Consider the following 22,225-nt stretch of genomic DNA (forward strand, 5'->3'; position numbering starts at 1 on the left):
ATTACACAATTCGAGGAGACAGGCGATGTTCGAAACAGAGAGCACCGCCTGCGGGAACGTCTTCACTGAAGGGATGCCCAGCAGCTGACGCCTTTCTTTTTCAATGCATTGCATGCATTCACCGCGGCGTTCTGGCCATCGAAGCCGCCGAAACGGGCGCGGTATATCTGGGAGCCATCCTTGCTGTAGGCCACTGTGAAGGGCTTGGCTGAACGCAGCGCCGCACCACCTTTTTCCTGGGCGCTCTGCAGCAGGCCGCGCGCGGAATTTTCGTCCGGCGATGCGCCAATCTGGATGACCCAGCCGCCCTGCGGCGCGTCAGACCTTGCCGCAACGGAAGGTACGGAGGCTGCGGAAGCCGAGGTGGAAGCCGTGACGATATTATCGACCTTGGTGGAATTGGTTATCAGCTTGCGATCGGGCGCGGAGGGCGCTTGACGGATGGGGTCTTTACCCTTCTGCCAGGTAGCCGCTTCCATTGCCTTGACGGCTGCATTGGAAGAGGAGCCAGCAAAGGCGGTAACCGGCGCTTCCTCGTAACGCGTCTGCGGAACGGGTCCGGCATTGGGCAGGCCGGCATCCGTGGCGGCGACGGCGACAGAGGGAACGGCGGCGGCCACAGCGACCGGCTCTTCGACCGGGGCGGAACGCGTCTGTGCAATCAGGTTGCTGTTGCCGCCACGCGACGCCTGCGGCAGATAGGTTGCAACCAGTTTGCGCATGGTGGCGTCACGGGCGGCGCTGGAGCGACCGCCGAGAACGACGGCGACAATGGAGCGCCCGTCGAGCTGCGCGGAGGTGGCAAGATTGCTGCCGGCTGCACGCGTGTAACCCGTCTTGATACCGTCGACGCCCTTCACGGTTCCGACGAGGCGATTGTGATTGCCGATTACCTGCTTGCCGAAATTAAAAGTGCGGGTGGAGAAGTAACCGTAATATTGCGGAAAATGCTGGCGAAGCGCGATGCCGAGGCGGGCTTGGTCGCGCGCCGTGGTCATCTGGGCTGTATTGGGCAACCCGTTGGCATTGCGGTAGGTCGTGCGCGTCATGCCCAGCGCACGGGCCTTTGCGGTCATCATTCTGGCGAAACGGTCTTCTGAGCCGCCGAGATATTCACCGAGCGCCGTCGCCATGTCGTTGGCCGACCGGGTAACGAGAGCAAGGATCGCCTGCTCGACCGTAATGCTGCCGCCAGCGCGCACACCGAGTTTGGACGGCGGCTCCTTGGCTGCATTCGCCGAAACCGGCACCTTGGAATCAAGAGAGATACGTCCGGCACTGAGGGCTTCGAACGTCAGATAAAGCGTCATCATCTTTGTGAGCGAAGCCGGGTAACGCAGCCCGTCGGGATCCTCGCCGTAAAGCACCTTGCCGGTCTTCGCATCGATGACGATGCCCGCATATTTCGGATCGGCCTTTGCGGTCTGGACGGATGTTGCGGTTATGAACGCCGCCGCAAGTGTCACCGCCACAAACCTTACAAAAGACCCTGTACCCGCTTTGCGCGAATGTGCCCAAGATAGACTTTTCAACACTGCTGAACTCTTCAATCGCATATTTATGTTCCGCTCGGACACGCCCCGCCCGAATGCTCCGGGTGGAAACTTTATCGGGATGGCGTTACCAAGTGGTTTATGAAAGGTATCCGCCTTCCATAAAATGCGACTTTTCACACGCGATCTGTCTCGTGCCGTGTCACGGGTTTTCGTCTTTTACGAGGCGTTTCTCGACATAGCGTGTCACGGCCGCGTCTAGCGCCTGCCATTGCGGCAGCAGGTTGGCCGAGAATCGGTAGAACAGGCTCAGGTCCTGGCCGACGTGGATATCTCTCTGACAATCGCTACCCGTTGTTTCCTGAGGCGTCTGCGGCAGCAGGCAGCGCACCACATAGACGCTTTCGCCGTCGCGTCGGCCGGTCAATATGACTTCCTTGCCATAACCGGAATCAGCGCGCAGCCGATGGAGCAGCAGACCGTGCTTCAGGGGCGTCGGCTCACCTTCTATAAGTCTGGTATAAATCGGCTCGAAACGTCCTGACATGTCCTGCGACATGGTGCTTTGCGACAGCTGAACGAAAATCAGCCCGACTGCATTTTTCGGATCGTCGAAAAGGGCACGATTCGAATCTCGATACCCCGCAAGGTCGGGCCAGGTGAGGTAGAGGTCGGCGCGCTCATGTGCACCACTGTCACGATCAGACGGATTCCGAAGGGTGTTTTTTGCGAGTTTCAGCCGGTCGTTGCCGATGGTGATCTCCACTTCGTCGGTCGACGTGGTGTGTCCCGCCTGAATAATTCTGTCGCCATACCATTTCATGCCGAAATTGAGCGCAGTGAGAAGGGCGGCAAGGGCTCCGCATATGACGATGACGCGTCTTATGAGAGAAGAGGAAAGGAAGCCTGTGTCGCTATGCATGAGCTTTCAAACTCGTTCTGTCCGCCGGGTTTCGGCGCGGAAATAACAGGCAAAGCTTTAACCCGCGGCGATCGCCATTGAAATGATGTTTTGCCGCTGCTACCTGATAAGCGCAAGCAAAGGACGGCATATGGCAGCGCGTGACAGATATTCCCGGAAACTCGAATGTTCCAAATGTGGCCATCAGGGTTTTGCCGAGGCGTCCGAGTCGGATGACAAAACCCGCCGGGACGTCGATTTCCGCATTGACGAAATGCCTCGGGGATTTCGCGCAGAACGCCCGTCGGGCGACCCAACCGACTTCATGATCCGCTGCGCCCAATGCGGCAACATATTCCGCTTCCTGCAGAAAACCGCCTATGCGCCGGGAGGCGAGCCGCGCGTCAAGGCCTGAACGGAAGGTGCCGGCATGACTTTACCGCAACAGCCCAACGGAGCGCCGCAAAGGCGCAAACCAATCTGGCCCTGGATCGTTCTGCTGGTGCTCACGCTCTGCGCGATCTATTCTTATAACCGCGCCAACGAAATCATCGCCGAGTTGTCCGATACCTTACCGCCGGCGCTCCTGAACCTCTTCGAGGACCTTCTCCGGGGGGAAGGCCGGCACGGCCATGGCGGGCCCAGCATCGGCGTTTGAGTGAGACGCCCGCCGTAAAGGGTCGCCCATCCTCCGGCCGCACATCATGTCATGACCATAAAAGAAAAAAGCCCCGCAAAGAGGCGGGGCAGGTTGATCGCTCGGGGAAAGTTGGGCAATGCCCGGGAGCGATGAGTGGGATATAAGAGACAATGATGCGGACGCGATAGGCCACTTCCGTCCCAAACAGTACGCCAATGCACAAATTTCACTTAATCCGCAGATTTTTGAACGATGAATTTGACGGATCTGTAAGACAACTTGACAGGCTTTCGCTTTATTCTTTGCTTGCCTCGAATTGCACATATTCTCCTTTAACGTAACGTGACATGAGCAGACGCATGGATAAATCCGGAATCCTCTTTGTGGCGCTTTTGTTGGTGCTTGTTGCAATCGTTTTGAGCCTCACGCTGTTCGATACAGCGCAGCAGGTCCCTTCGATACCTTCAAGTGACGGCTCCCTGCTGCCGCCCGCAGCGACCCCGGGGCAATGATCCGCCAACTGTGAGAGAAGGACGACGATGCTCGTCGGAGCGGGATTGACGCCCTTTTTCAAACCGCTATAAAGCCTCACCACCATGGATGGGTGTCCGAGTGGTTTAAGGAACCGGTCTTGAAAACCGGCGTGCGTGAGAGCGTACCGTGGGTTCGAATCCCACCCCATCTGCCATTTCTCAACAAAATCAATGGCTTGCGACCGTTTTTGTCCCGTTGCCATACCTTGTGACTGAGCGAGGTCGATCAAAAAGGAATCTCGCCCGCTTCGATATCGATATTCAAGCGCTCGACGAAGCTTCCCTCGGAACTCACGATCTCGACTGTTAAGACCCCTTTTAGCTGATATTTCTCTTGCGGCTCTTCGGTTCCTTGGCCCCATTTCGTCCAAACTGTCTTTTTCGCCTCAACCGCGAGCTGAGCCCACGCTCCGGGTGAGAGTCTTGGCACAGGCGGTTTGATGAAGTGCCTGAGTTGGTCGTTGCTGATTGTTGATTCGCTGAAAGGACATAGCTCTCCATTTTGGCTAAAAGACCATCCCTTGCCAGTGTGGAGATAGATAACCTCAATGTCGGGCGTCCGGCGCTGAGTGTGATTATGAATGTCAATTTTGAAGATGGCCTCAGCTGTCGCAGAGTATTTGGTTTTTGAAAGATCAGCGAACAAGCGTGCAAGAGACACGTGAAATGTGGTAGAGCGACGCTTCTCGAGTTCGGATTTTTGCCATGCGATCTCGTTCAGGAGCTGTTCTTTGAGTTTCTGTATTTTTCCTTCGTAGACAAGATGTCTGTGATGTTTCAGATCAAATGGAATGTCTTCTGTACGTTGGGTAAGCAGTGTACACGGCTTTCCCTTAGCGTGCGCGTAACCAATTTCATAAAAAACGTTAGGGTTTTTTCCGGTAAGATCGGCGATGATGAAGTCCGCTGCATCGATCTGACGATAAATCCGTTCGAGCATCGACTCGCTGTAAATTTGTTCATCGACGCGCTCTGCGACCACCTCAGACTCGATTGCCGCAGCCTGAATACCGAGTTTGTAGATGTCGTCAAATTCGGAGGAAAAAGGCATCAAAACAAAAGCAAAAGGCTTGATGGTCATACCGGCTCCTGTTTGGCCTCATGGGAGGGCACTAAAGTGCATAACATAGAAAGTTGAGACTTTACTTTGTTCTCGAAAAACGCGAAACCCTGCAGCTCTCTGGAGCCACAGGGTTTTCGTTTAAGCTGCTGCCTTATATAGCGCCTTCAGTTCGTCCAAGTCTTCAGCGAGCATGCCGCTATAGGCCGTTGCCGCCGCTTCCGCCAAAGCTTTGGCGAAGGGCGAGTTTCGCACCCATTGGAGCGTTGACTGCCCTTCTTTGGGTTTGACGTGCGCCACAGCGAACCCGTGTTCGTGGTCGTGGGTCAAGACTACATCGCGGATCGTCATCTGCATATCAGGCAAGAAGAATTGAACCTTTGCCAACTTGCGGAAACCCGTGTCACGGTCATAGCCCTTACTGATAGGCTCAATGCTGATAGTCTTTACCTTCACGGCTTTCCCTCCTCTGCTCGAAATGTAATGAAATCCCCTTTCTCCGAAGGCGTCATTAGCTTGATGTTGTATCTGCGGTTATCGCGGGTATCGCGCATGAACCATGTCGTGTTGACGCCCTTTGACTTCGGCTGCATTCGAATGGTGACTTCCACCGTCCTAGTGCCGCTGACCACGCCGTTAAGGTAAATCTCGTCACCATTCAGGACGCGGAACCGGCCAGCCGTGGTGAATTGCAAAGCTGGCGGGCCAGCGCCGGGAATGACGGTCCCGAAGCCGTCATTCGAGTCAGTTGGTTTCCAGAAGCCGAAGGAACGGCGAAGATCGCCGCCCCCGGTCACTGCTGCACCTCCGATGCCTGGGCATTTTGTGACACGCCTAGACGGGCCATGTTCAACGGCTCCATGTACGTATCGCCGCCCGGAACCTTGCTCATGTTCTCGAAGCCGCGAATTTCATCAACCGACAGGAATCCAGCCTCACGGCCAATCTTGTAAGCAGCGTAGCGGGTAGCCAAATCGCCACGAAGCAAGCCGGACAGGTCATGCTCGATGTAGTGCGTTTTTCGAGCCTCCGGCGAAAGCAGCGTCGTGTTGTAGACGCTTTCGATACGCTTGGCCCACGGCGCAAGGACTCGAGTCACAAGGGCGCGACTTTCCTCGCCAATGTTGCTGTAGGTCGCATCGTCGGTAATGCCCACGGCAGACGGCGGAACGCCATAGACGCGGCAGATATCCAGATTTGACAGCTTGCGGCTTTCGAGGAATTCGGAGTCTCGGCTGTTAAACTGGAAAGTTTCGAACTTAGCGCCGCCATCCAGCACCATGACTTCGTTCGCCTTGAGTTGCCCGACAAATCGATCCTTGAATTTCTTGATTGCCTCGTCTTTACCAGCGCCGCCGAGCTTTTCAGGAAACACCAGAGCGCCAGCCGGTCGGAATGCATTCTCAGCCGCTGTGCCTGCCGTGTCCTGTTGAGCCAAGGCAAGGCCGAATGTGGCGCTTGCGATCTGGATAGGCGACAGACCTAGAACGCCGTCTTTCGTCCGGTAGCGCACGTGCAAGATTTCGTCTTGCGTGTAGGTTTCCGTTCCACCGTTCGCCAAAGCGACCTTGTAGCGAAGGCGTCCGGTTGACAGTCGTTCCACCGTGACCGAAGGCGACGGAATTGGATGCAGCGCGGTAATCTGGCTGCGGCCATTCCGTTCAATCCGGGCATAAGCATTGCCGTACATCAGCGCCGAAACATTCATCCATTCCCGGCCCTCAAATGCGGTCAGGAGCGGAGAGAACGTATCTTTCAGCACTGGGTAGAGCGCATGATCAGAAGCCGCTTCCCGGCCACCTTCATCCGTTCTACGGTAGACCTTCAGCGGCACGGCTGCCAGTTGTTCCGCAATTAGCTGGATACACCGATGGGCAACGGCATGGCCGCTGGCCTTCTCAATGTCGGCACGGGCCTGCCAACGCGCACCAAGGAATTTGCCTAGGAACGGATCGCTTGAAGAGACAGCGCGCGTTTCCTTTGTCTTAAACGGCCACATATGCACCTCCTTCCAATTCCAAGATTCGAATGCGGCGCTCCGCGTCTGTCATTGGCTTGCGCGACCGGACAGCAAGAGACGTGCCAGAATATGCCGGGAACGCCTGCACAACGCTTATTTCGCGGAGGTCAATCGCTTTCAGGGTCCGTCGTTCGCCGTGCCATTCGTCGCCGCCTTCAGGCACATTGAAGCCGAAGGACATACCGCCGATATCATGGCGGGCAGCAAGCGAAGCGATATCGCGGCCCAACTGTGTGTCTGGCAAATCTAGTTCGAAACGGAGTCCTTTCTGATCCTCTTCGAGGATCAGGCTGCCCGACGCGCTACGGCCCAACACCTTGCCGGGGTCATGATCGACAAGCGCCAGAATGTCCGGGTTCGAACGAAGCGAAGCACCAAACGCACCAGCCTGAATCACTTCGCTGAAATCGCCAATGCGGGTTTCAAGGTCGAATGTCGCGACGTAGCCCGTCAGTTTCTTTCCTACGGCCTTAACGTCGGTTGCCGCACGCTTTTCAAAGTTGCTCAAAACGATACCTCCCTGAATGGCTGCACAAGGGCGTCAACGCCGAATGCGATTGCTTGTGGTGGTTTCTCCGCTGCGGCCTCGCGAAAGGCAAACCAATGCCCGACTAGCAAAAGCGCCGCATGTTTGACGGGGGGTGAGGCCAGCTTGTCGGTAGGTACGCCGATTTCTGAAATGTAGCCTTCCGCCGCGTTGATGAGTGTCGAGACGTAGGCATCATCCTCCGGGTAATCTACCCGGAGGTGAGCCTTTGCCTCTGCGAGAGAGACAGACGCCATATTAGGCGACGGCCTTCCATGCGAACGCTTCGGGATGGCGGATAGCCACGTCAGCATCAAGGAACGCATGCAGGCGCAGACCGCCCTTAGAAGCGTCGGTGTAAGGGTTGGCGAGAATGTCCACGCCGCTCCAGTAACCAATCATGAGGTTGGCCCATGCGCCGAAGATCAGCGGGTTTTCGCCGCCAATGGTCGGAACCTGATTCGTGGAAACAACGCGCTCATTGTGGAACGTGTCAGCCGTGGAAATCGGGCGCTGCTGGCCATCCTTCAGCTTGCGGGCAACGCCCATCAGCGCCGGGTTGGTCAAGAAACCCGTGGTGCCGGTCACGTCGTCAATCTGGAGTGCTGCGATAAGGTCCGCTGCAATGTCCGTCAGGTCCGTCGCAGTGGTCGCGCTTTCTGTGATTTGCGTCAGGATGCCAACGGGCTGCTTTGCGGCGGCGGTGCCGTTGATCGCAGCGGAGTCGAGAGCCTGCGCAAGAACGAAAGCCAAGTCCTGACGAAGCACGTTTTCGAGCGCAACGCCGTTCTGAAGCAGGAGACGGCGGGAAAGGTACATTTCGCCGGAAACCGTCTTCGGAGACAGCGAAACCTTGTCGAAAGTCGCATCGCTCGCCGTGGTGGCTTCATCTTCGTTCACCCAGTAGGCCTGCGGGCCAGAGGTGAGGCGCGGCAGGTCGAGATTGCCGGTCAGGCCGGAAATGACCGTTGCGCCGAGAGACTGCACAGCCAGAACCGGGCGAAGGCGATCAATGAGGCCGCCGAGGTTCGTTGCGACAGTATTGCCAGCAGTGCCGGTCGTGAGCATCGCGCGGTTTTCGTCGCCGAAGATGAGAGACGTAGGGACCATCACGCCGCGCACTTCGCGACCCTTGGACAGTTCGTCATGGACTTCGCGTTCAACGCCGGTCAGGCTGTCGCCATTGCCCTCGCGGATGGCCTTGGAAACGGAATAGGAACGCAGTTCGCGGGCCATGGCGTCACCCTGCGGTGAGGCTTCGTGGCGCTCGAATTCTGCTATGGTTGCTGCATTCTTGATCTGGCTATCAAGGGCGCGAATTTCGCCTTCGATTGCTGTAAACTTCGCGTTGTCCGGGATCTCGCCGAGGGCCTTAAGTTCGTTGAGCTTTGTGGAACGGGTTTCGCGAAGATGATGAATGTTCAAATAAGTCTCCTTTTCTAGTAAGCGCGCAAAGAGCCATGCCGATGCGGAATTGCTCGGTTGGGTAGGCGCAACAATGTCATGGTTGTTTTACTGCCTTCGGCAGTGCTGCCCGTCCCTCAGTCGGGACAGGCTCGCCGGTTCAAGTCTTTTGCTTGCGTCCGGTGATTGTGGTTATACTCCGTTTTGCTTTCGCATCAACAGTAAATCGTAAAAAGCAAGGAAGTATATTTTCGCGCTGTTTGCTTGACAAAACAGCGGGCACGGATTTTTTATTAGCTGGTTTCCCACCAACGGTTCATAGTTGCTGAGCGCGCTACAGCTGCACTCTCTAACTCTGCGTTTCCCTTCCGTAGCGCTTGAACCTTCCGGTTAGCATGTGGCGGACCTCCCATGGAAAGTCATATAGATCACTCGCTGTCGGATCGTTCTCACGTCGTTCGAACAAGACTAGAAAGTCGTCATCATCCCCAAGATGGATCGGCCAAGCTTTCTCGTATCCCGGCAATTTTGTGTACGGGTTCGCCATTTTGCCTCCTTTTAAGCATCCTCCATAAGACACGCTGGAAGCGAATTATCTTCCTCATGTCGCGCGGCAGTTTGCAATGCCATCGCGAGCGCCACAAGCCCGTCAATGCGCCCGGAGGCTTTCGACTTATCAAGCTTTCGAGCGCCTGATGGGTCTTTCGTGACGACAGCGTTCGCCGCGCACATCCGAAGCAACGGGTTTCCGGCGTGGTTGACCTTCTGTTGCGCGACCGCCACCTCCAACATGTCAACGGCTGGAGACATGTCTTTGTAGCCTTGCCCGAACGGCGTTAGCGGCAACTCAATCGAAGCTTTTGCCAGTTCGCGCCGTAAGTCCTCAATGCGCCAGCGGTCGAATGCAATCTCCTTGATATCGAACCGGCCCGCCTCGTCAGCGATGTATTCCGCAACGGCCTGCGGATCGATGACCTTTCCCGGCAACAGCGTTAGCCTCGCATCCGCCTGCCGCGCCCAAACGTTGTACGGCACGCGGTCATTCTCCGATTTGCCGTCAATATCGAACTGAGGCAGGAAGAACCGAGGCAGGACAGTGAAGCGGCCATCGTCTTCAGGGAAAACCAGCACGAACGCCGTCAAGTCTCGCGCCGCTGACAGGTCAAGAGCGCCATAGCATTCCCGGCCTTCAAGCGCGGCTTCGTCAATAGGCTCTAGATCGCAGTCGTTCCACTCGCGCGCCGCGATGAAGCGTACCGTGCCGTCAATTCTCTGGTTGAGAATCTTGTTGCGGAAGTCCGCTTCCTTTGACGGGATTCGCTGCGCCTGTGCCGCCATGCGTTCAACCTGTTCCAAGGCAAGGAAGTCGCCTAGAGCCGGGTTTGCTTTGATCCACGTATCATAGGACCATGCATCCTCATCCGGGTCAGTGGTGAACAATGCCAGATGGAAGCTTTCGTCTTCGACTTCGCCGGTCTTCACCTTCAGGCCGTAATCAATCATTTCGGAGAAGAAATGCGTGTCGTCTTTCGCCTGTGTGGAAATGACCACAACAAGCGGTTCATCACGCGCGCCAAGGGCCGAATCCATCGCGTCGAACAGATCGCGCTTCACCCAATAACCGGCTTCGTCAGCGAGGAAGAACGATGGCGACAACCCCAACTTTGAATCGGCGTCTGCGCTCACAGCCTTAAGAACGGAGCCTTCACCGGGATAACCGGCCTCGACTTCAATCTCTTTGCTGAATTTGATGATGTTGACACGCTCTGAAAGTTCGACATGGGCCTCCAGCATGGCTTTGCACTCGGCCCACGCTTTACCAGCCTGAATCTTATCCATCGCGCCGAAATACAATTCGCCGCGCTGTTCGGCTTCAGGGCCTACCAGATGGCAAAGGGCAAGCGCCGCGCTCAGTCCTGTCTTTCCGTTCTTGCGGCCCATAGATAGGACGGCGGTTCGTACAGGGCGACGGCCATACTCGTCAGTGGCGTAAATCGGCGCAAGGAATTCTTCGATTTGCCATTCACGCAACTGCATGTTCTGGCCCGCAAGTTTGCCCTGCGTAATTTTCATGTCGTTGACGAATGCGACAACGGCTTCAAGCCGGGTGAGGCCTTCGACCTCCCAAGGAAGCACCTTGCGGTGCTTCGGCTGCCCGCCACTCATGATATCCCCGGTCTTGCCGGATGCTTTCGGCTTTGCGCCGGGTCCACGACGGCCCATAATTGCCTCCTTTCGTTGTTCATTTTTTCATGACGATTTCCTTTTCGTCGTTCAATATTTGAAACTTAGTCTTTGCGAAGGTACCCCACCGGTCCTTAGACGTAGGACTCCCGTCTTTCGATGCCCCCCTACCTTTGGAACGGGGCAGGGAAGCCAGTCAGGTGTCGTTCCAGCCTTCCGGGTCAATCGGGTTGCCATCCACGTCAAAGCCAGCCCATGCCCGCCTGAAGCCGCTGCTCCTGCCTGTCTTAGCGGTGCGTCGGTCCTTCGCGTTGGTCTTGCGGTTATGACAGGATGCGCACATGCTGGTCAGGCCGGACAGGGGAGGGAACGCGTCACCTCCCGCATTGATAGCCTTGTCATGGTCTACGACTTCCGCAATCTCAATGACGCCACGCGCACGGCACGGCTCGCAGACTGGGCATTCCATCAGCTTGGCTATGCGCAGCCGTTGCCACTGAGCCGTGTTATACGGCCATCTGCTCATGAGGGGCGGGCAGCCGAGGCCAAGGGCCGAGCCTTAACAACCTGCGGCTTGACCGGGATAGGCTGTTTCCGCACCGGATCGATACGGCTCAGACGTGCAAACACCTGCCGGTTTTGGTGCATCAGTTTCATTGCACTGCCACCCATTCACCGTGTCCAACGGCTTTAGCCAGACCATGGCGCTTCAGGCGCAGCAGCACCTCGTTGACCTCGTGACGCCCGTAACCCGTCAGCCGTGACAAGATCATAGGCGCTGCCGGTATTGACCGCTTCCGTAGGAGGGCAAGAACCTTTTCGTCTGACTCCGGCAATCCACTCCATGCGACCGGCTTGCCTACCAGCGCGTTGATGACCTGCATATTTTCGGTGTGTGTCCTTTCGTTCATTCGTTTCTCCTTTCGTCTATATCATAGGTACAAACGGTAGTTACGGTAGTTTGCACAAACCGAAATACCCTTACTACCGATACTATTTAATGTGATGCTAGAAGGACTTAGCTAGACTGCCCTCATATTAGCAATTGCGAAACTACCGTAACTACCGTTCCTACCGAATGGTATGGTAGTTTCATTGTCATGAGCTTTTCGGCTCTAGGCCGCGAAGAACCCATTTGCCGCGCCCGATCCTCGTAACCTTCCGGCTGGCACTCAACCGTTTCAGGCTCTTCGAAACGTCAAGCGGCTTTTCGTGGATGATTGCCGCCAGTTCGCTAGGGCCAATCGGATTGCCATTCATGAATCCAAGCTGCTGCAATATCTTGCCGGTCACGTCGCCGTAGCCTTGGCGGTCGCTTTCGTCGCTTTCGGTGTCGATCTCCCAAACACAAGCATCGGCGTCGAACCGCACCCTGAAGTCAAATTCCTGAAAGTCGCGCCCACGGCCATAAAGCCCCAAATCGCCGTCTTCATTTGGGACAAGCAAAATCGTCCCGTCAGCCGCACCCGAAATGCCCCCCGTGCCACTCACACGGTCGAAAGGATCGACCGCGCTGGCGCTACCCTTGTTCGTATGGTGAACGATGACGATGCACACCCGATACTTGTTCGCCAGCTTCGTCAAAGGTCGAACGTCGCCATAATCACGCTCATACGGATCAACCTTGCCCTTGCGCGGTTCTCGAAACATTTTGAGAACGTCCACAATTACCAAGGATGCATCGGGGTGAGCTATCAGCCATTCCTCCAACTCCTTCAGGCCGCCCTTTTCCGCCGTGGGTATCTGGATTTGGAAATCCAGCGCATCGGTGAATGATTCCGCGCCTTCGATTTCCTGCTTTCCCAAGCGGTCCTGAAGGCGAATGAATCCGTCTTCCAGCGCCAAATACAGAACGTCACCTTGTTCGGTTCGATGCCCCATGAACGGAATTCCGGCTTCCACGCAACGGGCCAATTGTAGAGAGAGCCAAGATTTCCCTTGCTTCGGAGGACCGACAAGAAGAAGGCAACCGGCAGGGAACAAGCCCTCCACAATCTGGCGCGGCCTCTCAAATCGCCGCCGCATCAACTGCTTTGCTGTCAGTCTGACTTCTTCGGACTCATCTTCCGGTTCCGGCTTTGGCTTTGATTTCCGCGCTGGCGCGCTAAAGGCTGCCCGCCGTCTACCAATCTTCTCGAAATTGAACTTCCCGCCCCAACCGGGGGACTCGTCTTCTGCATGCGGTTCCATCTTTAATGCGTGGTGCGCGATGCAATGCGTTCATCAAGCCAAGCCGTCACTTCGGAACGAACGTAAGCGATGCGGCGCGCCGATAGTTGGACCGGCTTCGGGAAATGGCCGGTCGCGCTTAAAATACCAAGCTGCATCGCGGAAAATGTGGTTTCGGCGGCAGCCTCCTTTGGCGACATGAGGCGCGGTGGAGATTTTTCGGACATGGATGCTCCTTTGCTGTTTCGTAAGACATTCCTTTCGTCAGCGATGACAGGGCGGGCAGCTGCAAGCCCGTGAGGGCGCGCAGAAATCCAGCCGGTCAAGCCGTGACAAGGTTCAAATTGTTAGGATTTGTTAGGGTCGGCGCATAATGCAGGCAACGTTCTCGACGTGCAGGGCTTCCGCGCTTCAGGTAACAATCAGTCTCCTACACGCAAGATTATTGCGCGTCAACTCCCTTTTTGCACATTTTACGAAAAGGGGCCTCATCGCGCTATTAATCAAGATAAGCACTCCAATCGTCCATCAACTTGCGCCGTTTCGCCAGCGCATCGGACCGACGATAAGCGGCCTCCGTCTTGTCTTTGAGCGTGTGAGCAAGCGCTGTTTCAATGACCTCGCGGGGGTGATGCGTTTCGTCACCGGCCCAGTCTCGGAACGAGGATCGCAAGCCGTGCAATGTCTCTGTGCCGCCCGTGGCTGCCCGGAGGGCTTTCACCATGGCCGTGTCTGATATTGCCTTGCCTTCGCTCTCACCTTCGAAAACAAGCACGCCTGTGGCCATTTCCTGCCGCTCTTTGAGGATTTCCAAGGCACGGGCCGATAGCGGGACTCTGTGCTCCTTGCCTGCCTTCATCCGTTCCGCTGGAATGATCCAAAGCGCGTTCTCAAGATCGATTTCAGACCAAACCGCGCCCCGCGCTTCGCCAGAGCGGGCCGCAGTCAGGCAAGCGAATTCCGCCGCAACAGAGGACACACCTTTAGCCGCCCGCAGCTTCTTGATCACAGCGGGCAACACTTTGTAGTCGATTGCCTCATGATGGCCGCGATATAGCTTTTGGCGGGCAGGGAGCAATTCCTTAAGGCCCCCGCGCCAGTCGGCAGGATTGTCGCCGGTATATAGCCCGCGAGCCTTGGCGTGGTCGATCACTGCTGCAATGCGCATGCGGGTCCGGTCGGCGGTTTCGGGCTTCTCTGTCCAGATGGGTTTGAGCGTCTCAACCACGTCATCACGTGTAATGTCGGCCACGGCCTTCTTGTGCAACGGTGCGGCGTACTTATCGAGCGTCATGCGCCATGCAGCTTTGTGGCCCTTGCTCTTAGACTCGGTCATCTTCTTTTGGATCACGTCTTCCATGATCGCAGCGAAGGTCGGTCGCACCGCCAGTTCCTCACCACGCGCCAGACGCTGCCGGATGCCTTCGGCTTTCTCTCTGGCAAGATCAAGGGAAACGGGCGCAGTTCCTTGGCCGTAGCCGCCAAGTCCTATCTCGGTACGCTTGCCGTCTCGCTTGTAGATGAAGAACCATTGCTTCGAGCCGCCCGCCCGTACACGTAAATAAAGCCCGTCACCGTCGCTATAGATGCCAGCGGTGGAAAGCTTCTTGATCTTCGTTTCCGTGAGCTTGTTGCGTGCCATCGTGATTTCCCGTTGCCATAACTTAGGCATGGAAAATACGCAAAATACGACGATTTACAAGGCTAATGAATACGTAATTTCAATGTGTTACGAGGATCGGCGGACACCCCATCTGCCATCAAGCGCAACATCATTCCTAATAATGTCGCGACGAGGCATGTTCCCGCAGCGTTTGGGCATCGCGAAAATTCCGTACGAATAAGAAACCCGCCTTTCGGCGGGTTCCAGGCAGCGGTCGTGGATCAGATTTCCGGACAGCCTCGTTCATTTGCGAAGGTGATCCGGTCGGGTCCCCGGCGCGTGAAGCCTTCGACAACAACGCGGCCCGGCGTGACGCGCACGACTTCGGGATCACGAAGGCCTGCTTCACGGGCCGCGGCGCGGGCTTCGCGTTCGCTGCAGCCACGCATGCGTGGAGGACCCCGGCGGTCCATGTCCCGATCACGGTCGCGGATGACGGGACGGACGCCATCCGGGCCGATTCTGAGCTCCATATCCTGAGCGCCGGCTGGCATAGGTGCGGCGAAGGATACCAGGGCGATGCCAATCGCCAGACCTGTGGTTTTCATAAAATTTATCATGTTTCCTCCCTCAGCCGAAACCGGCGGAAGCTCGTTTGTTTGCGCGGAGAAAACGCGGTTACCGCTGCTTTGTTCCTTGCGAGGCTGCCAGAGGAGGACTGACGGCGGGCGGATTCCGCCGTGGCGGGCGCGCTGAAAAGATAGAAATCATTAACCACGTTCGTTACAATTTTATCGAATTTGCAAAAGTCGTTCGCATTTTCGCCACGTTATGCACAAGATTAAGCGACTGTTAGGTGCTTCGATGGCAGGGGCAATATCGAGGCAAGTGAGGGTGCGGTTCTCCGAGCCAATAGCAGCGTGGGGCAGACGATTTGAATTCTACGGTCAAGAAAACAGGCATCAGCGCCAGGTCGGGCGTGAAGTGGCTTGCAATTTCCGTGCTTTGCGCTGCAACGGCGTCGTGTTCCACCACCTCCGAGACAAAGCCTAAGCCCAAGCGCAGCAAGGAATATTTCTCCGAATCCGAATATGGCGTGAAGGCCAGCCCGCGCGTTGCCGATGGAAAGAACATCCCGAAGGGTGGCGGACGCGAGCTGCTGGGTAACGCTTATACCGTTAAGGGCCGCCGTTACTTCCCGAAAGAAGAGCCGGGCTACAACAAGGTTGGCCTTGCTTCCTGGTATGGCTCTGCCTTCCATGGACGCCTCACGGCCAATGGCGAGGTTTACGACAAGGAACATCTTTCTGCCGCACATCCGACATTTCCGCTGCCGAGCTACGCGCGCATCACCAATATGGATAATGGCGCGTCGGTGCTCGTCCGTGTCAACGACCGTGGTCCGTTCCACGAGGGCCGTCTGATCGACGTTTCCAGCAAGACGGCAGATCTTCTGGACATGAAGGCGACGGGGACGGCCAATGTACGGGTTCAATATGCGGGCCGTGCGCCGCTCGACGGCCATGACATGCCTTACCTGATGGCTTCCTATATTCCGAAGGGTTCGCGTTCGCCGGGCGTTGTGCCTGAAGGGCAGATCGCAACCGGCGTGATGGTTGCTTCGGCCTCGCCGAATTTCGTGCCGGCGCCGACATCGAACCCGAATTATGCCGGCTCGGCTCAGACCGCGCTCGTCGGTTCCAAGAAGAACGCGGCGCTTCAGGCCATGCCACTCGTCAACGGTGTACAGCCCGCATTCGAACAATTCGCGATCCTGCCGGAAATCGGCCCGATCCTGGCGGAGCGCCCCGAAGGTAACTTCCTGCGGGAACCAGCAGCTCCAGGCGGCAATTATCTGCGTGTGCCCACGCCGTCTTCCAAATATGCAGCGGCCTATTCCGAAGAATCCGCCGCCGTATCCAAAACCGCAAAGGTGTTCGACACCGTGCTCGTCAATCGTGACGGCTTGAGCGAAGAGTCGATCCTCGCCCATGTGAAGCGTCAGCAGGCGAAGTCACGCTGACGGATTAAGGACACCGGCACACCGTTCTCATGGCGGGCGGCCGGTTGTGGCAGACAGCACTGGGCGGTTTCATGCGCAAGACCTTTCATCGCTCCTATCTGTCGGCCGTCGCGGCGGCCGCTTTTGCATTTTTGAGCGCAGGCGCGGCGCAATCGCAGACAGCGCCCTTCATCGCCAAGGCCGAGCAGGCCTATATGATCGATGCCGAAACCGGTACGGTGCTTCTTGCCCAAAATGAGGATCAGTCCTTTCCGCCCGCATCACTTGCCAAGCTGATGACGGTGGAGGTGGTGCTGGATGCGCTGTCGAAAGGACAGCTGGCGTCGGAAACGGTCTATCCCGTTTCGGAATATGCCTGGCGCACGGGCGGGGCCCCATCGCGAACGTCAACCATGTTCGCCGCCCTGAAATCCTCCGTTGGCATCAATGACCTTTTGACCGGAATCATCGTGCAGAACGCCAATGACGGCTGCATCATCATCGCCGAAGGCATGGCGGGATCGGACGCTGCCTTTGCCAAGCGCATGACGGCACGGGCCGGCGAACTTGGCATGAACCGCAGCACGTTTGCCAATTCCACCGGACTTCCCGATTCCGGAAACCAGACGACTGCCAGGGACATGGTGCGCCTTGCCCAGCATCTGCATGACACCTATCCAGACCGCTACTCGTTGTTTACGAAGCCGGACTTCGAATGGAACCGGATTTTCCAGCGCAACAAGAACACGTTGCTGATGCCGGGAAGCGGTATAGACGGTCTTGGCCTCGGTTTTGCAGAAGGCAGCGGTTTTGCCGCCGTGGTTTCGGCGGAGCGGGAAGGGCGCCGCATTTATCTGGCGCTTGCCGGCATCGCAGACGACAAGACGCGGCAGGAGGAAGCGCGCAGAGTGGTGGACTGGGGCCTGACCGCCTTCGAAAAACGCCGCCTGTTCAGCAAGGATGAAGTGGTTGGCTCCGTCAGCGTGTATGGCGGCGATGCCTCCTATGTCGACCTTTCTCCGAAGGACGATATCAGCGTCCTGGTGCCCGTCAACAATCCGGAACGCCTCTCCGGACGTATCGTCTATCGCTGGCCGCTGAACGCGCCGCTCGATGTCGGGGCGAATGCCGGAACGCTGAAGATATTCTCGGGCGAGCGTCTATTGCGCGAAGTGCCGCTCTATACGAAGAGCCGGGTGAACAAGGGGTCGCTCACCCAGAATGCCGCAGGAGCATTGAAGGAACTTCTGCTGTTCTGGCTGTGAAGTGCGGTTCAGCACGCGCCATTTCTCCTATGCTTTTGTTCAGGCACCGGTTTTTCTGAAAAGCGCTTCACACATTTCGGTCCGATGCTGTAAACAGGCATTTCAACATTGACGTGAATTCCTTGCAGGACGTGACATTGGCCGAAAAGACCGGATTGTTCATCAGCTTCGAAGGCGGCGAAGGCGCCGGCAAATCGACGCAGATTCGCACGCTTGCCGAGGCGCTTCGCGATCGTGGCTTCAAGGTGGTCGTAACGCGTGAGCCCGGCGGTTCGCCGGGTGCGGAGGCCGTAAGACATGTTCTCCTTTCCGGTGCGGCGGAGCCCTTTGGCGTCCGGATGGAAGCCATCCTGTTCGCCGCCGCGCGCAACGATCACGTCGAAGAGGTCATTCGCCCTGCGCTGGAGCGCGGCGAGATCGTGCTCTGCGACCGGTTTCTCGATTCATCCCGCGTCTATCAGGGCACGACCGGCAATCTGGAGCCGGATTTCATCGAGACGCTGCAGCGCATCGCGATTGATGGCGTCGTTCCGGAGCTGACACTGATTTTCGATATCGCTGCCGAAAAAGGCCTTGCCCGCGCCAGAAAGCGTGCGGATGAAGGCGCGAAGCCCGATCGCTTCGAGAAAGAGGAAATCGAAACCCACGAGAAGCGGCGGGAAGCCTATCTCGATATCGCGCTTGCCGAGCCGCGTCGCTGCCGCATCGTCAATGCCGATCAGCCGGAAGAAAAAGTTGCGGAGGATGTCATGTCCTTCGTCGAGCCCTTGCTCGAACAGCTGGGGACCGAGGCGGGCAGGGCCCATGAGTGAGGTCCAGGGCGTTCTCGACGGTGCAATCGCGCCGCAGCAGAACACGAGGCTTTTTGGCCATGAGGAGGCGGAGGCGTTTCTCGCGCAGTCCTATCGCTCTGGCAAAGGCCATCATGCCATTCTCATCGAAGGGCCGGAGGGCATCGGCAAGGCGACGCTCGCTTTCCGTTTCGCCAATCATGTGCTGAACCATCCCGATCCTTTGTCGGCGCCGGAGTTTCTGCCAGACCCCGATCCGCAGTCGCTGGTCAGCCGGCAGATCACCGCCGGCGCCTCGCATAACCTGCTGCATCTCACCCGGCCCGTGGATGAAAAGACCGGCCGCGTGAAATCCGCCATCACGGTGGACGAGGTGCGACGGGCAGGGCATTTTTTCTCGCAGACCTCGGGCACCGGCAACTGGCGCATCGTCATCATCGATCCCGCCGACGATCTCAACCGCAATGCCGCGAACGCGATCCTGAAAATACTGGAAGAGCCGCCCAAAAGGGCGATGTTTCTCGTGCTCTCCCACGCACCGGGAAAATTGCTGCCGACAATCCGGTCACGCTGCATGCCGCTCAGGCTGCTACCGCTTTCGGATTCGGCCATGGTGCAGGCGCTCGATCATCTCGGCATAAGTCTCTCGGAGGAAAAGCGCGATGCCCTGCTTGCCGCCTCCAAGGGTAGCGTTGCGCAGGCGCTGAAGCTGATGAACTACGGCGGCTCCGATATTGTCGAGGCCCTTGCCGCAGTCATGAATGCCGACGGGCCAGGCGCCCGCAAACAGATGCACAAGCTCGCCGAGATCCTGGCCCAGAAGGATGGCGACATCGTCCTCGGTTTTTTCATGGAACATGTAACGGAAGATCTGATGGCGCGCGCGCGCGAGGCGGCCATGACGGGCGATATCACGGCTGCGGAAAGGCTGGCACGGCTTTCTTCGGCGCTCTCGGAACGCATCACCGTGGCGCAGGCCTATAATCTTGACAAGAAACAGATGGTGATTTCCATTCTTGAGGATATCCGGGGCGTCTAAGGCCGGAAAATCGTGAGGACCGAAGTTGCCTTTTCGGATTGGCCCACTCTAAGCCGCATTACCCCCGGGATTGACACGGGAATCCACAACCCGCTGAAATTAATGGATACTCGGCTCGAGCCCGAGGATGACGAATAGTCGGCAATATTGATATCAGTGTACCAATTCGGTAGCTTTTTCTTTCGCTGCTGCGAACAATGGTTTAAGAGCGGTCTATCCAAAAAACAGCGCGTAAAGTCGATAGACCGTCATGACAGACAAGACACCATTCTACATCACCACCGCGATCTCCTATCCCAACGGCAAGCCGCATATCGGCCATGCCTATGAACTGATCGCAACGGACGCCATGGCACGCTTTCAGCGCCTGGACGGAATGGATGTGTTCTTCCTGACGGGCACCGACGAACACGGCCAAAAGATGCAGCAGACGGCACGTGCGGAAGGCGTTTCGCCGGAAGAACTCGCGGAGCGAAATTCCAATCAGTTTCTCGAGATGGGCAAGCTGCTCAACGCCTCGAACGACGATTTCATCCGCACGACGGAAGAACGACATCACGAGACCTCGCGCAATATCTGGAACCTGATGGCCGAGAGCGGCGACATCTACAAGGATAGCTATGCCGGCTGGTATTCCGTTCGTGACGAGGCCTATTACGCCGAGGACGAGACGGAAGTGCGCGCCGATGGCGTCCGTTACGGCCCGCAGGGCACGCCGGTGGAATGGGTGGAGGAGGAAAGCTATTTCTTCAAGCTCTCCGAGTACCAGGACAAGCTGCTGAAGCTCTATGAGGAAAACCCCGACTTCATCGGTCCGGCGGAACGCCGTAACGAAATCATCTCCTTCGTGAAATCCGGTCTGAAGGACCTGTCGATTTCCCGCACCACCTTCGACTGGGGCATCAAGGTTCCCAATGATCCGAAGCACGTGATGTATGTCTGGGTCGATGCACTGACCAACTACATCACCGCAACGGGTTACCTCGAAGACAGGAACGGTCCGCGGGCGAAGTATTGGCCGGCCGACGTGCATATCATCGGCAAGGACATCATTCGTTTTCACGCCGTCTACTGGCCAGCCTTCCTGATGAGCGCGAAGCTGCCGCTGCCGAAGCGCGTTTATGCACATGGCTTCCTGCTCAACAAGGGCGAGAAGATGTCGAAGTCGCTCGGCAATGTCGTTGATCCCGCCAATCTGGTGAACCATTTCGGCCTTGATCAGGTCCGCTATTTCTTCATGCGCGAAGTCTCCTTCGGCCAGGACGGCAGCTATAGCGAAGAGGGCATTGCCACCCGCATCAATGCCGATCTTGCCAATGGCATCGGCAATCTCGCCAGCCGTTCGCTGTCGATGATCGTCAAGAATTGCGACGGCAATATCCCCACACCCGGTCCGTTCACCGACGAAGACAAGGCGATGCTGGCGTCTGCAGACGGTCTGCTTGCCATTTGCCGGGAGGAGATGGGCAAGCAGCTCATCCACCGCGCGGTAGCCGCCATCATTGCCGTCGTTTCCGAGACCGACCGCTATTTCGCCTCTCAGGAGCCTTGGGCGCTGAAAAAGACCGACCCTGAGCGGATGGGCACCGTGCTTTACGTCACGGCGGAAGTTGTGCGCCAGATCGGCATTCTCCTGCAGCCCATCATGCCGGGTTCCTGCGAAAAGCTGCTCGATCTCGTTGCGGCGCCAGCCGACAAGCGCGACTTCGCGGCGTTGGGCGAAGCCGGTCGTCTGGTGCCGGGGACACCACTGGAAGCTCCGAAGCCAGTCTTTCCGCGTTACGTCGCGCCGGAAGCGTGAAGGCGACCACGATGCTGATCGATACCCATTGCCATCTGGATTTTCCTGATTTTGAGGCGGAGCGCGAGGACATCATCGCTCGCGCGCATGCCTCCGGCGTGAGCCAGATGGTGACGATCTCGACCCGGGTGCGTCGTCTGCCGGAGCTGTTGAAGATCACGGAAAAATATCCGTCAGTCTTTTGCTCGGTCGGCACCCATCCGAACAATGCCGATGAGGAACTGGATATCTCCGCCGATGAGCTGGTGCAGCTTGCCGAAAGTCATGAGAAGATCATAGCGATCGGAGAGGCGGGTCTGGATTACTTCTACGACACGCAGAAGCCCGAAGACCAGAAGACCGGCCTTCTTCGCCATATCGAGGCGGCGAGACGAACGAAGCTGCCGCTTGTCATTCACAGCCGCAGTGCCGATGATGACATGGCCGCCATCCTGCGCTCCGAAAGCGGGAAGGGCGCATTTCCGTTCATTCTGCACTGCTTTTCCGCTGGTCCCGAGCTCGCAAAAACGGGTGTCGAGCTTGGCGGATATGTGTCTTTCTCGGGCATTCTGACCTTCCCAAAGTCGCAGGATATTCGCGATATCGCTGCAACCGTGCCTCTTGACCGGCTGCTTGTAGAAACGGACGCACCCTATCTTGCGCCGAAGCGCTGGCGTGGCAAACGCAACGAGCCTTCCTACGTCGTCAATACCGCGGAGGTTCTGGCCGAGGTGCGTGGCATCTCCTTCGAGCGGATGGCCGAGATCACCACCGAAAACGCCTTCCGCTGCTTTTCCAAGATGACAAGGGTGTAG

25 protein-coding genes and 1 tRNA gene are annotated in these 22,225 nt (G+C 57.2%); 9 read left to right on the plus strand and 17 right to left on the minus strand.

The window, feature by feature from the left end:
- Positions 1 to 62: 62 nt before the first annotated feature.
- Both EYD00_RS05480 and EYD00_RS05485 read right to left on the minus strand, forming a co-directional pair.
- Positions 63 to 1,556 carry a D-alanyl-D-alanine carboxypeptidase gene (locus tag EYD00_RS05480; RefSeq protein ID WP_004441744.1) on the minus strand — a complete coding sequence of 498 codons (1,494 nt, stop codon included), beginning with the start codon at positions 1,554 to 1,556 and terminating at the stop codon, positions 63 to 65.
- A 139-nt stretch (positions 1,557 to 1,695) separates the two neighbouring features.
- Positions 1,696 to 2,415 (minus strand): hypothetical protein, encoded by a 720-nt coding sequence (locus EYD00_RS05485; protein ID WP_004441745.1) that lies wholly within the window; start codon positions 2,413 to 2,415, stop codon positions 1,696 to 1,698.
- Positions 2,416 to 2,545: 130 nt separating this feature from the next.
- Between EYD00_RS05485 and EYD00_RS26170 the strand changes: the two genes are divergently transcribed.
- The gene (locus EYD00_RS26170; RefSeq protein ID WP_004441746.1) at positions 2,546 to 2,809 is read left to right on the plus strand and encodes a hypothetical protein; all 264 of its coding nucleotides are present in this window, start codon (positions 2,546 to 2,548) and stop codon (positions 2,807 to 2,809) included.
- Positions 2,810 to 2,824: 15 nt separating this feature from the next.
- The gene (locus tag EYD00_RS05495; protein WP_004441747.1) at positions 2,825 to 3,052 is read left to right on the plus strand and encodes a hypothetical protein; all 228 of its coding nucleotides are present in this window, start codon (positions 2,825 to 2,827) and stop codon (positions 3,050 to 3,052) included.
- A gap of 277 nt (positions 3,053 to 3,329) precedes the next feature.
- Here EYD00_RS05495 and EYD00_RS25865 read toward each other — a convergent pair whose 3' ends face one another.
- A complete protein-coding gene (locus tag EYD00_RS25865) occupies positions 3,330 to 3,632 on the minus strand; it encodes a hypothetical protein (RefSeq protein WP_004441748.1) in 303 nt (100 codons plus the stop codon).
- Here EYD00_RS25865 and EYD00_RS05505 point away from each other — a divergent pair.
- A tRNA-Ser gene (locus tag EYD00_RS05505) sits at positions 3,633 to 3,722 on the plus strand.
- A 71-nt stretch (positions 3,723 to 3,793) separates the two neighbouring features.
- On the opposite strand, the gene EYD00_RS05510 is transcribed toward EYD00_RS05505, so the two are convergent.
- The 14 genes from EYD00_RS05510 to EYD00_RS05575 form a co-directional block, all read right to left on the minus strand.
- A complete protein-coding gene (locus EYD00_RS05510; RefSeq protein WP_051674138.1) occupies positions 3,794 to 4,648 on the minus strand; it encodes a nucleoside 2-deoxyribosyltransferase in 855 nt (284 codons plus the stop codon).
- 120 nt (positions 4,649 to 4,768) lie between these two features.
- Positions 4,769 to 5,083, minus strand: a complete 315-nt coding sequence (locus EYD00_RS05515; RefSeq protein WP_034495709.1) for a hypothetical protein — start codon at positions 5,081 to 5,083, stop codon at positions 4,769 to 4,771.
- Positions 5,080 to 5,424, minus strand: a complete 345-nt coding sequence (locus tag EYD00_RS05520) for a phage head completion protein (RefSeq protein WP_034495707.1) — start codon at positions 5,422 to 5,424, stop codon at positions 5,080 to 5,082. The genes EYD00_RS05515 and EYD00_RS05520 overlap by 4 nt, the downstream gene beginning before the upstream one ends.
- Positions 5,421 to 6,626, minus strand: a complete 1,206-nt coding sequence (locus EYD00_RS05525; protein ID WP_034495705.1) for a phage portal protein — start codon at positions 6,624 to 6,626, stop codon at positions 5,421 to 5,423. Before EYD00_RS05525 ends, EYD00_RS05520 begins: the two co-directional genes overlap by 4 nt.
- Positions 6,613 to 7,155: an HK97 family phage prohead protease gene (locus EYD00_RS05530; RefSeq protein ID WP_034495703.1), complete on the minus strand. Its 543-nt coding sequence runs from the start codon at positions 7,153 to 7,155 to the stop codon at positions 6,613 to 6,615. Before EYD00_RS05530 ends, EYD00_RS05525 begins: the two co-directional genes overlap by 14 nt.
- Complete coding sequence (locus EYD00_RS05535) at positions 7,152 to 7,499, minus strand: head-tail connector protein (protein ID WP_081859333.1); 348 nt, start codon at positions 7,497 to 7,499, stop codon at positions 7,152 to 7,154. The genes EYD00_RS05530 and EYD00_RS05535 overlap by 4 nt, the downstream gene beginning before the upstream one ends.
- Positions 7,432 to 8,598 (minus strand): phage major capsid protein, encoded by a 1,167-nt coding sequence (locus EYD00_RS05540; RefSeq protein WP_051674135.1) that lies wholly within the window; start codon positions 8,596 to 8,598, stop codon positions 7,432 to 7,434. Before EYD00_RS05540 ends, EYD00_RS05535 begins: the two co-directional genes overlap by 68 nt.
- 537 nt (positions 8,599 to 9,135) lie before the next feature.
- Positions 9,136 to 10,800, minus strand: a complete 1,665-nt coding sequence (locus tag EYD00_RS05545) for a terminase large subunit (protein ID WP_034495699.1) — start codon at positions 10,798 to 10,800, stop codon at positions 9,136 to 9,138.
- A gap of 157 nt (positions 10,801 to 10,957) precedes the next feature.
- Entirely contained in the window at positions 10,958 to 11,287 is a 330-nt protein-coding gene (locus EYD00_RS05550) for an HNH endonuclease (RefSeq protein WP_051674132.1), read from the minus strand.
- A gap of 127 nt (positions 11,288 to 11,414) precedes the next feature.
- Complete coding sequence (locus tag EYD00_RS05555; protein WP_034495697.1) at positions 11,415 to 11,672, minus strand: hypothetical protein; 258 nt, start codon at positions 11,670 to 11,672, stop codon at positions 11,415 to 11,417.
- 187 nt (positions 11,673 to 11,859) lie between these two features.
- The gene (locus tag EYD00_RS05560) at positions 11,860 to 12,951 is read right to left on the minus strand and encodes an AAA family ATPase (protein ID WP_081859331.1); all 1,092 of its coding nucleotides are present in this window, start codon (positions 12,949 to 12,951) and stop codon (positions 11,860 to 11,862) included.
- 2 nt (positions 12,952 to 12,953) lie between these two features.
- Positions 12,954 to 13,157 (minus strand): helix-turn-helix transcriptional regulator, encoded by a 204-nt coding sequence (locus EYD00_RS05565; protein WP_034495695.1) that lies wholly within the window; start codon positions 13,155 to 13,157, stop codon positions 12,954 to 12,956.
- A gap of 272 nt (positions 13,158 to 13,429) precedes the next feature.
- On the minus strand, positions 13,430 to 14,572 hold the full coding sequence (locus EYD00_RS05570; protein ID WP_034495693.1) for a tyrosine-type recombinase/integrase: 1,143 nt from the start codon (positions 14,570 to 14,572) through the stop codon (positions 13,430 to 13,432).
- A gap of 242 nt (positions 14,573 to 14,814) precedes the next feature.
- Positions 14,815 to 15,153 (minus strand): hypothetical protein, encoded by a 339-nt coding sequence (locus tag EYD00_RS05575; protein WP_004441749.1) that lies wholly within the window; start codon positions 15,151 to 15,153, stop codon positions 14,815 to 14,817.
- A 314-nt stretch (positions 15,154 to 15,467) separates the two neighbouring features.
- On the opposite strand from EYD00_RS05575, the gene EYD00_RS05580 reads away from it, so the two are divergent.
- The 6 genes from EYD00_RS05580 to EYD00_RS05605 all read left to right on the plus strand — a co-directional run bounded on the left by EYD00_RS05580 (position 15,468) and on the right by EYD00_RS05605 (position 22,225).
- Positions 15,468 to 16,556: a septal ring lytic transglycosylase RlpA family protein gene (locus EYD00_RS05580; RefSeq protein WP_034495691.1), complete on the plus strand. Its 1,089-nt coding sequence runs from the start codon at positions 15,468 to 15,470 to the stop codon at positions 16,554 to 16,556.
- 71 nt (positions 16,557 to 16,627) lie between these two features.
- Entirely contained in the window at positions 16,628 to 17,800 is a 1,173-nt protein-coding gene (locus tag EYD00_RS05585) for a D-alanyl-D-alanine carboxypeptidase family protein (protein WP_034496194.1), read from the plus strand.
- A gap of 137 nt (positions 17,801 to 17,937) precedes the next feature.
- Positions 17,938 to 18,612: a dTMP kinase gene (gene tmk / locus EYD00_RS05590; protein ID WP_004441759.1), complete on the plus strand. Its 675-nt coding sequence runs from the start codon at positions 17,938 to 17,940 to the stop codon at positions 18,610 to 18,612.
- Positions 18,605 to 19,630: a DNA polymerase III subunit delta' gene (locus EYD00_RS05595; protein ID WP_004441761.1), complete on the plus strand. Its 1,026-nt coding sequence runs from the start codon at positions 18,605 to 18,607 to the stop codon at positions 19,628 to 19,630. The genes tmk and EYD00_RS05595 overlap by 8 nt, the downstream gene beginning before the upstream one ends.
- A gap of 250 nt (positions 19,631 to 19,880) precedes the next feature.
- Positions 19,881 to 21,431: a methionine--tRNA ligase gene (metG, locus tag EYD00_RS05600; protein WP_004441762.1), complete on the plus strand. Its 1,551-nt coding sequence runs from the start codon at positions 19,881 to 19,883 to the stop codon at positions 21,429 to 21,431.
- 11 nt (positions 21,432 to 21,442) lie between these two features.
- A complete protein-coding gene (locus tag EYD00_RS05605) occupies positions 21,443 to 22,225 on the plus strand; it encodes a TatD family hydrolase (RefSeq protein WP_004441764.1) in 783 nt (260 codons plus the stop codon).

Origin of the sequence: Agrobacterium sp. 33MFTa1.1, assembly GCF_004328495.1 — a bacterium.
In the GTDB taxonomy this organism is placed as follows: domain Bacteria; phylum Pseudomonadota; class Alphaproteobacteria; order Rhizobiales; family Rhizobiaceae; genus Agrobacterium; species Agrobacterium pusense.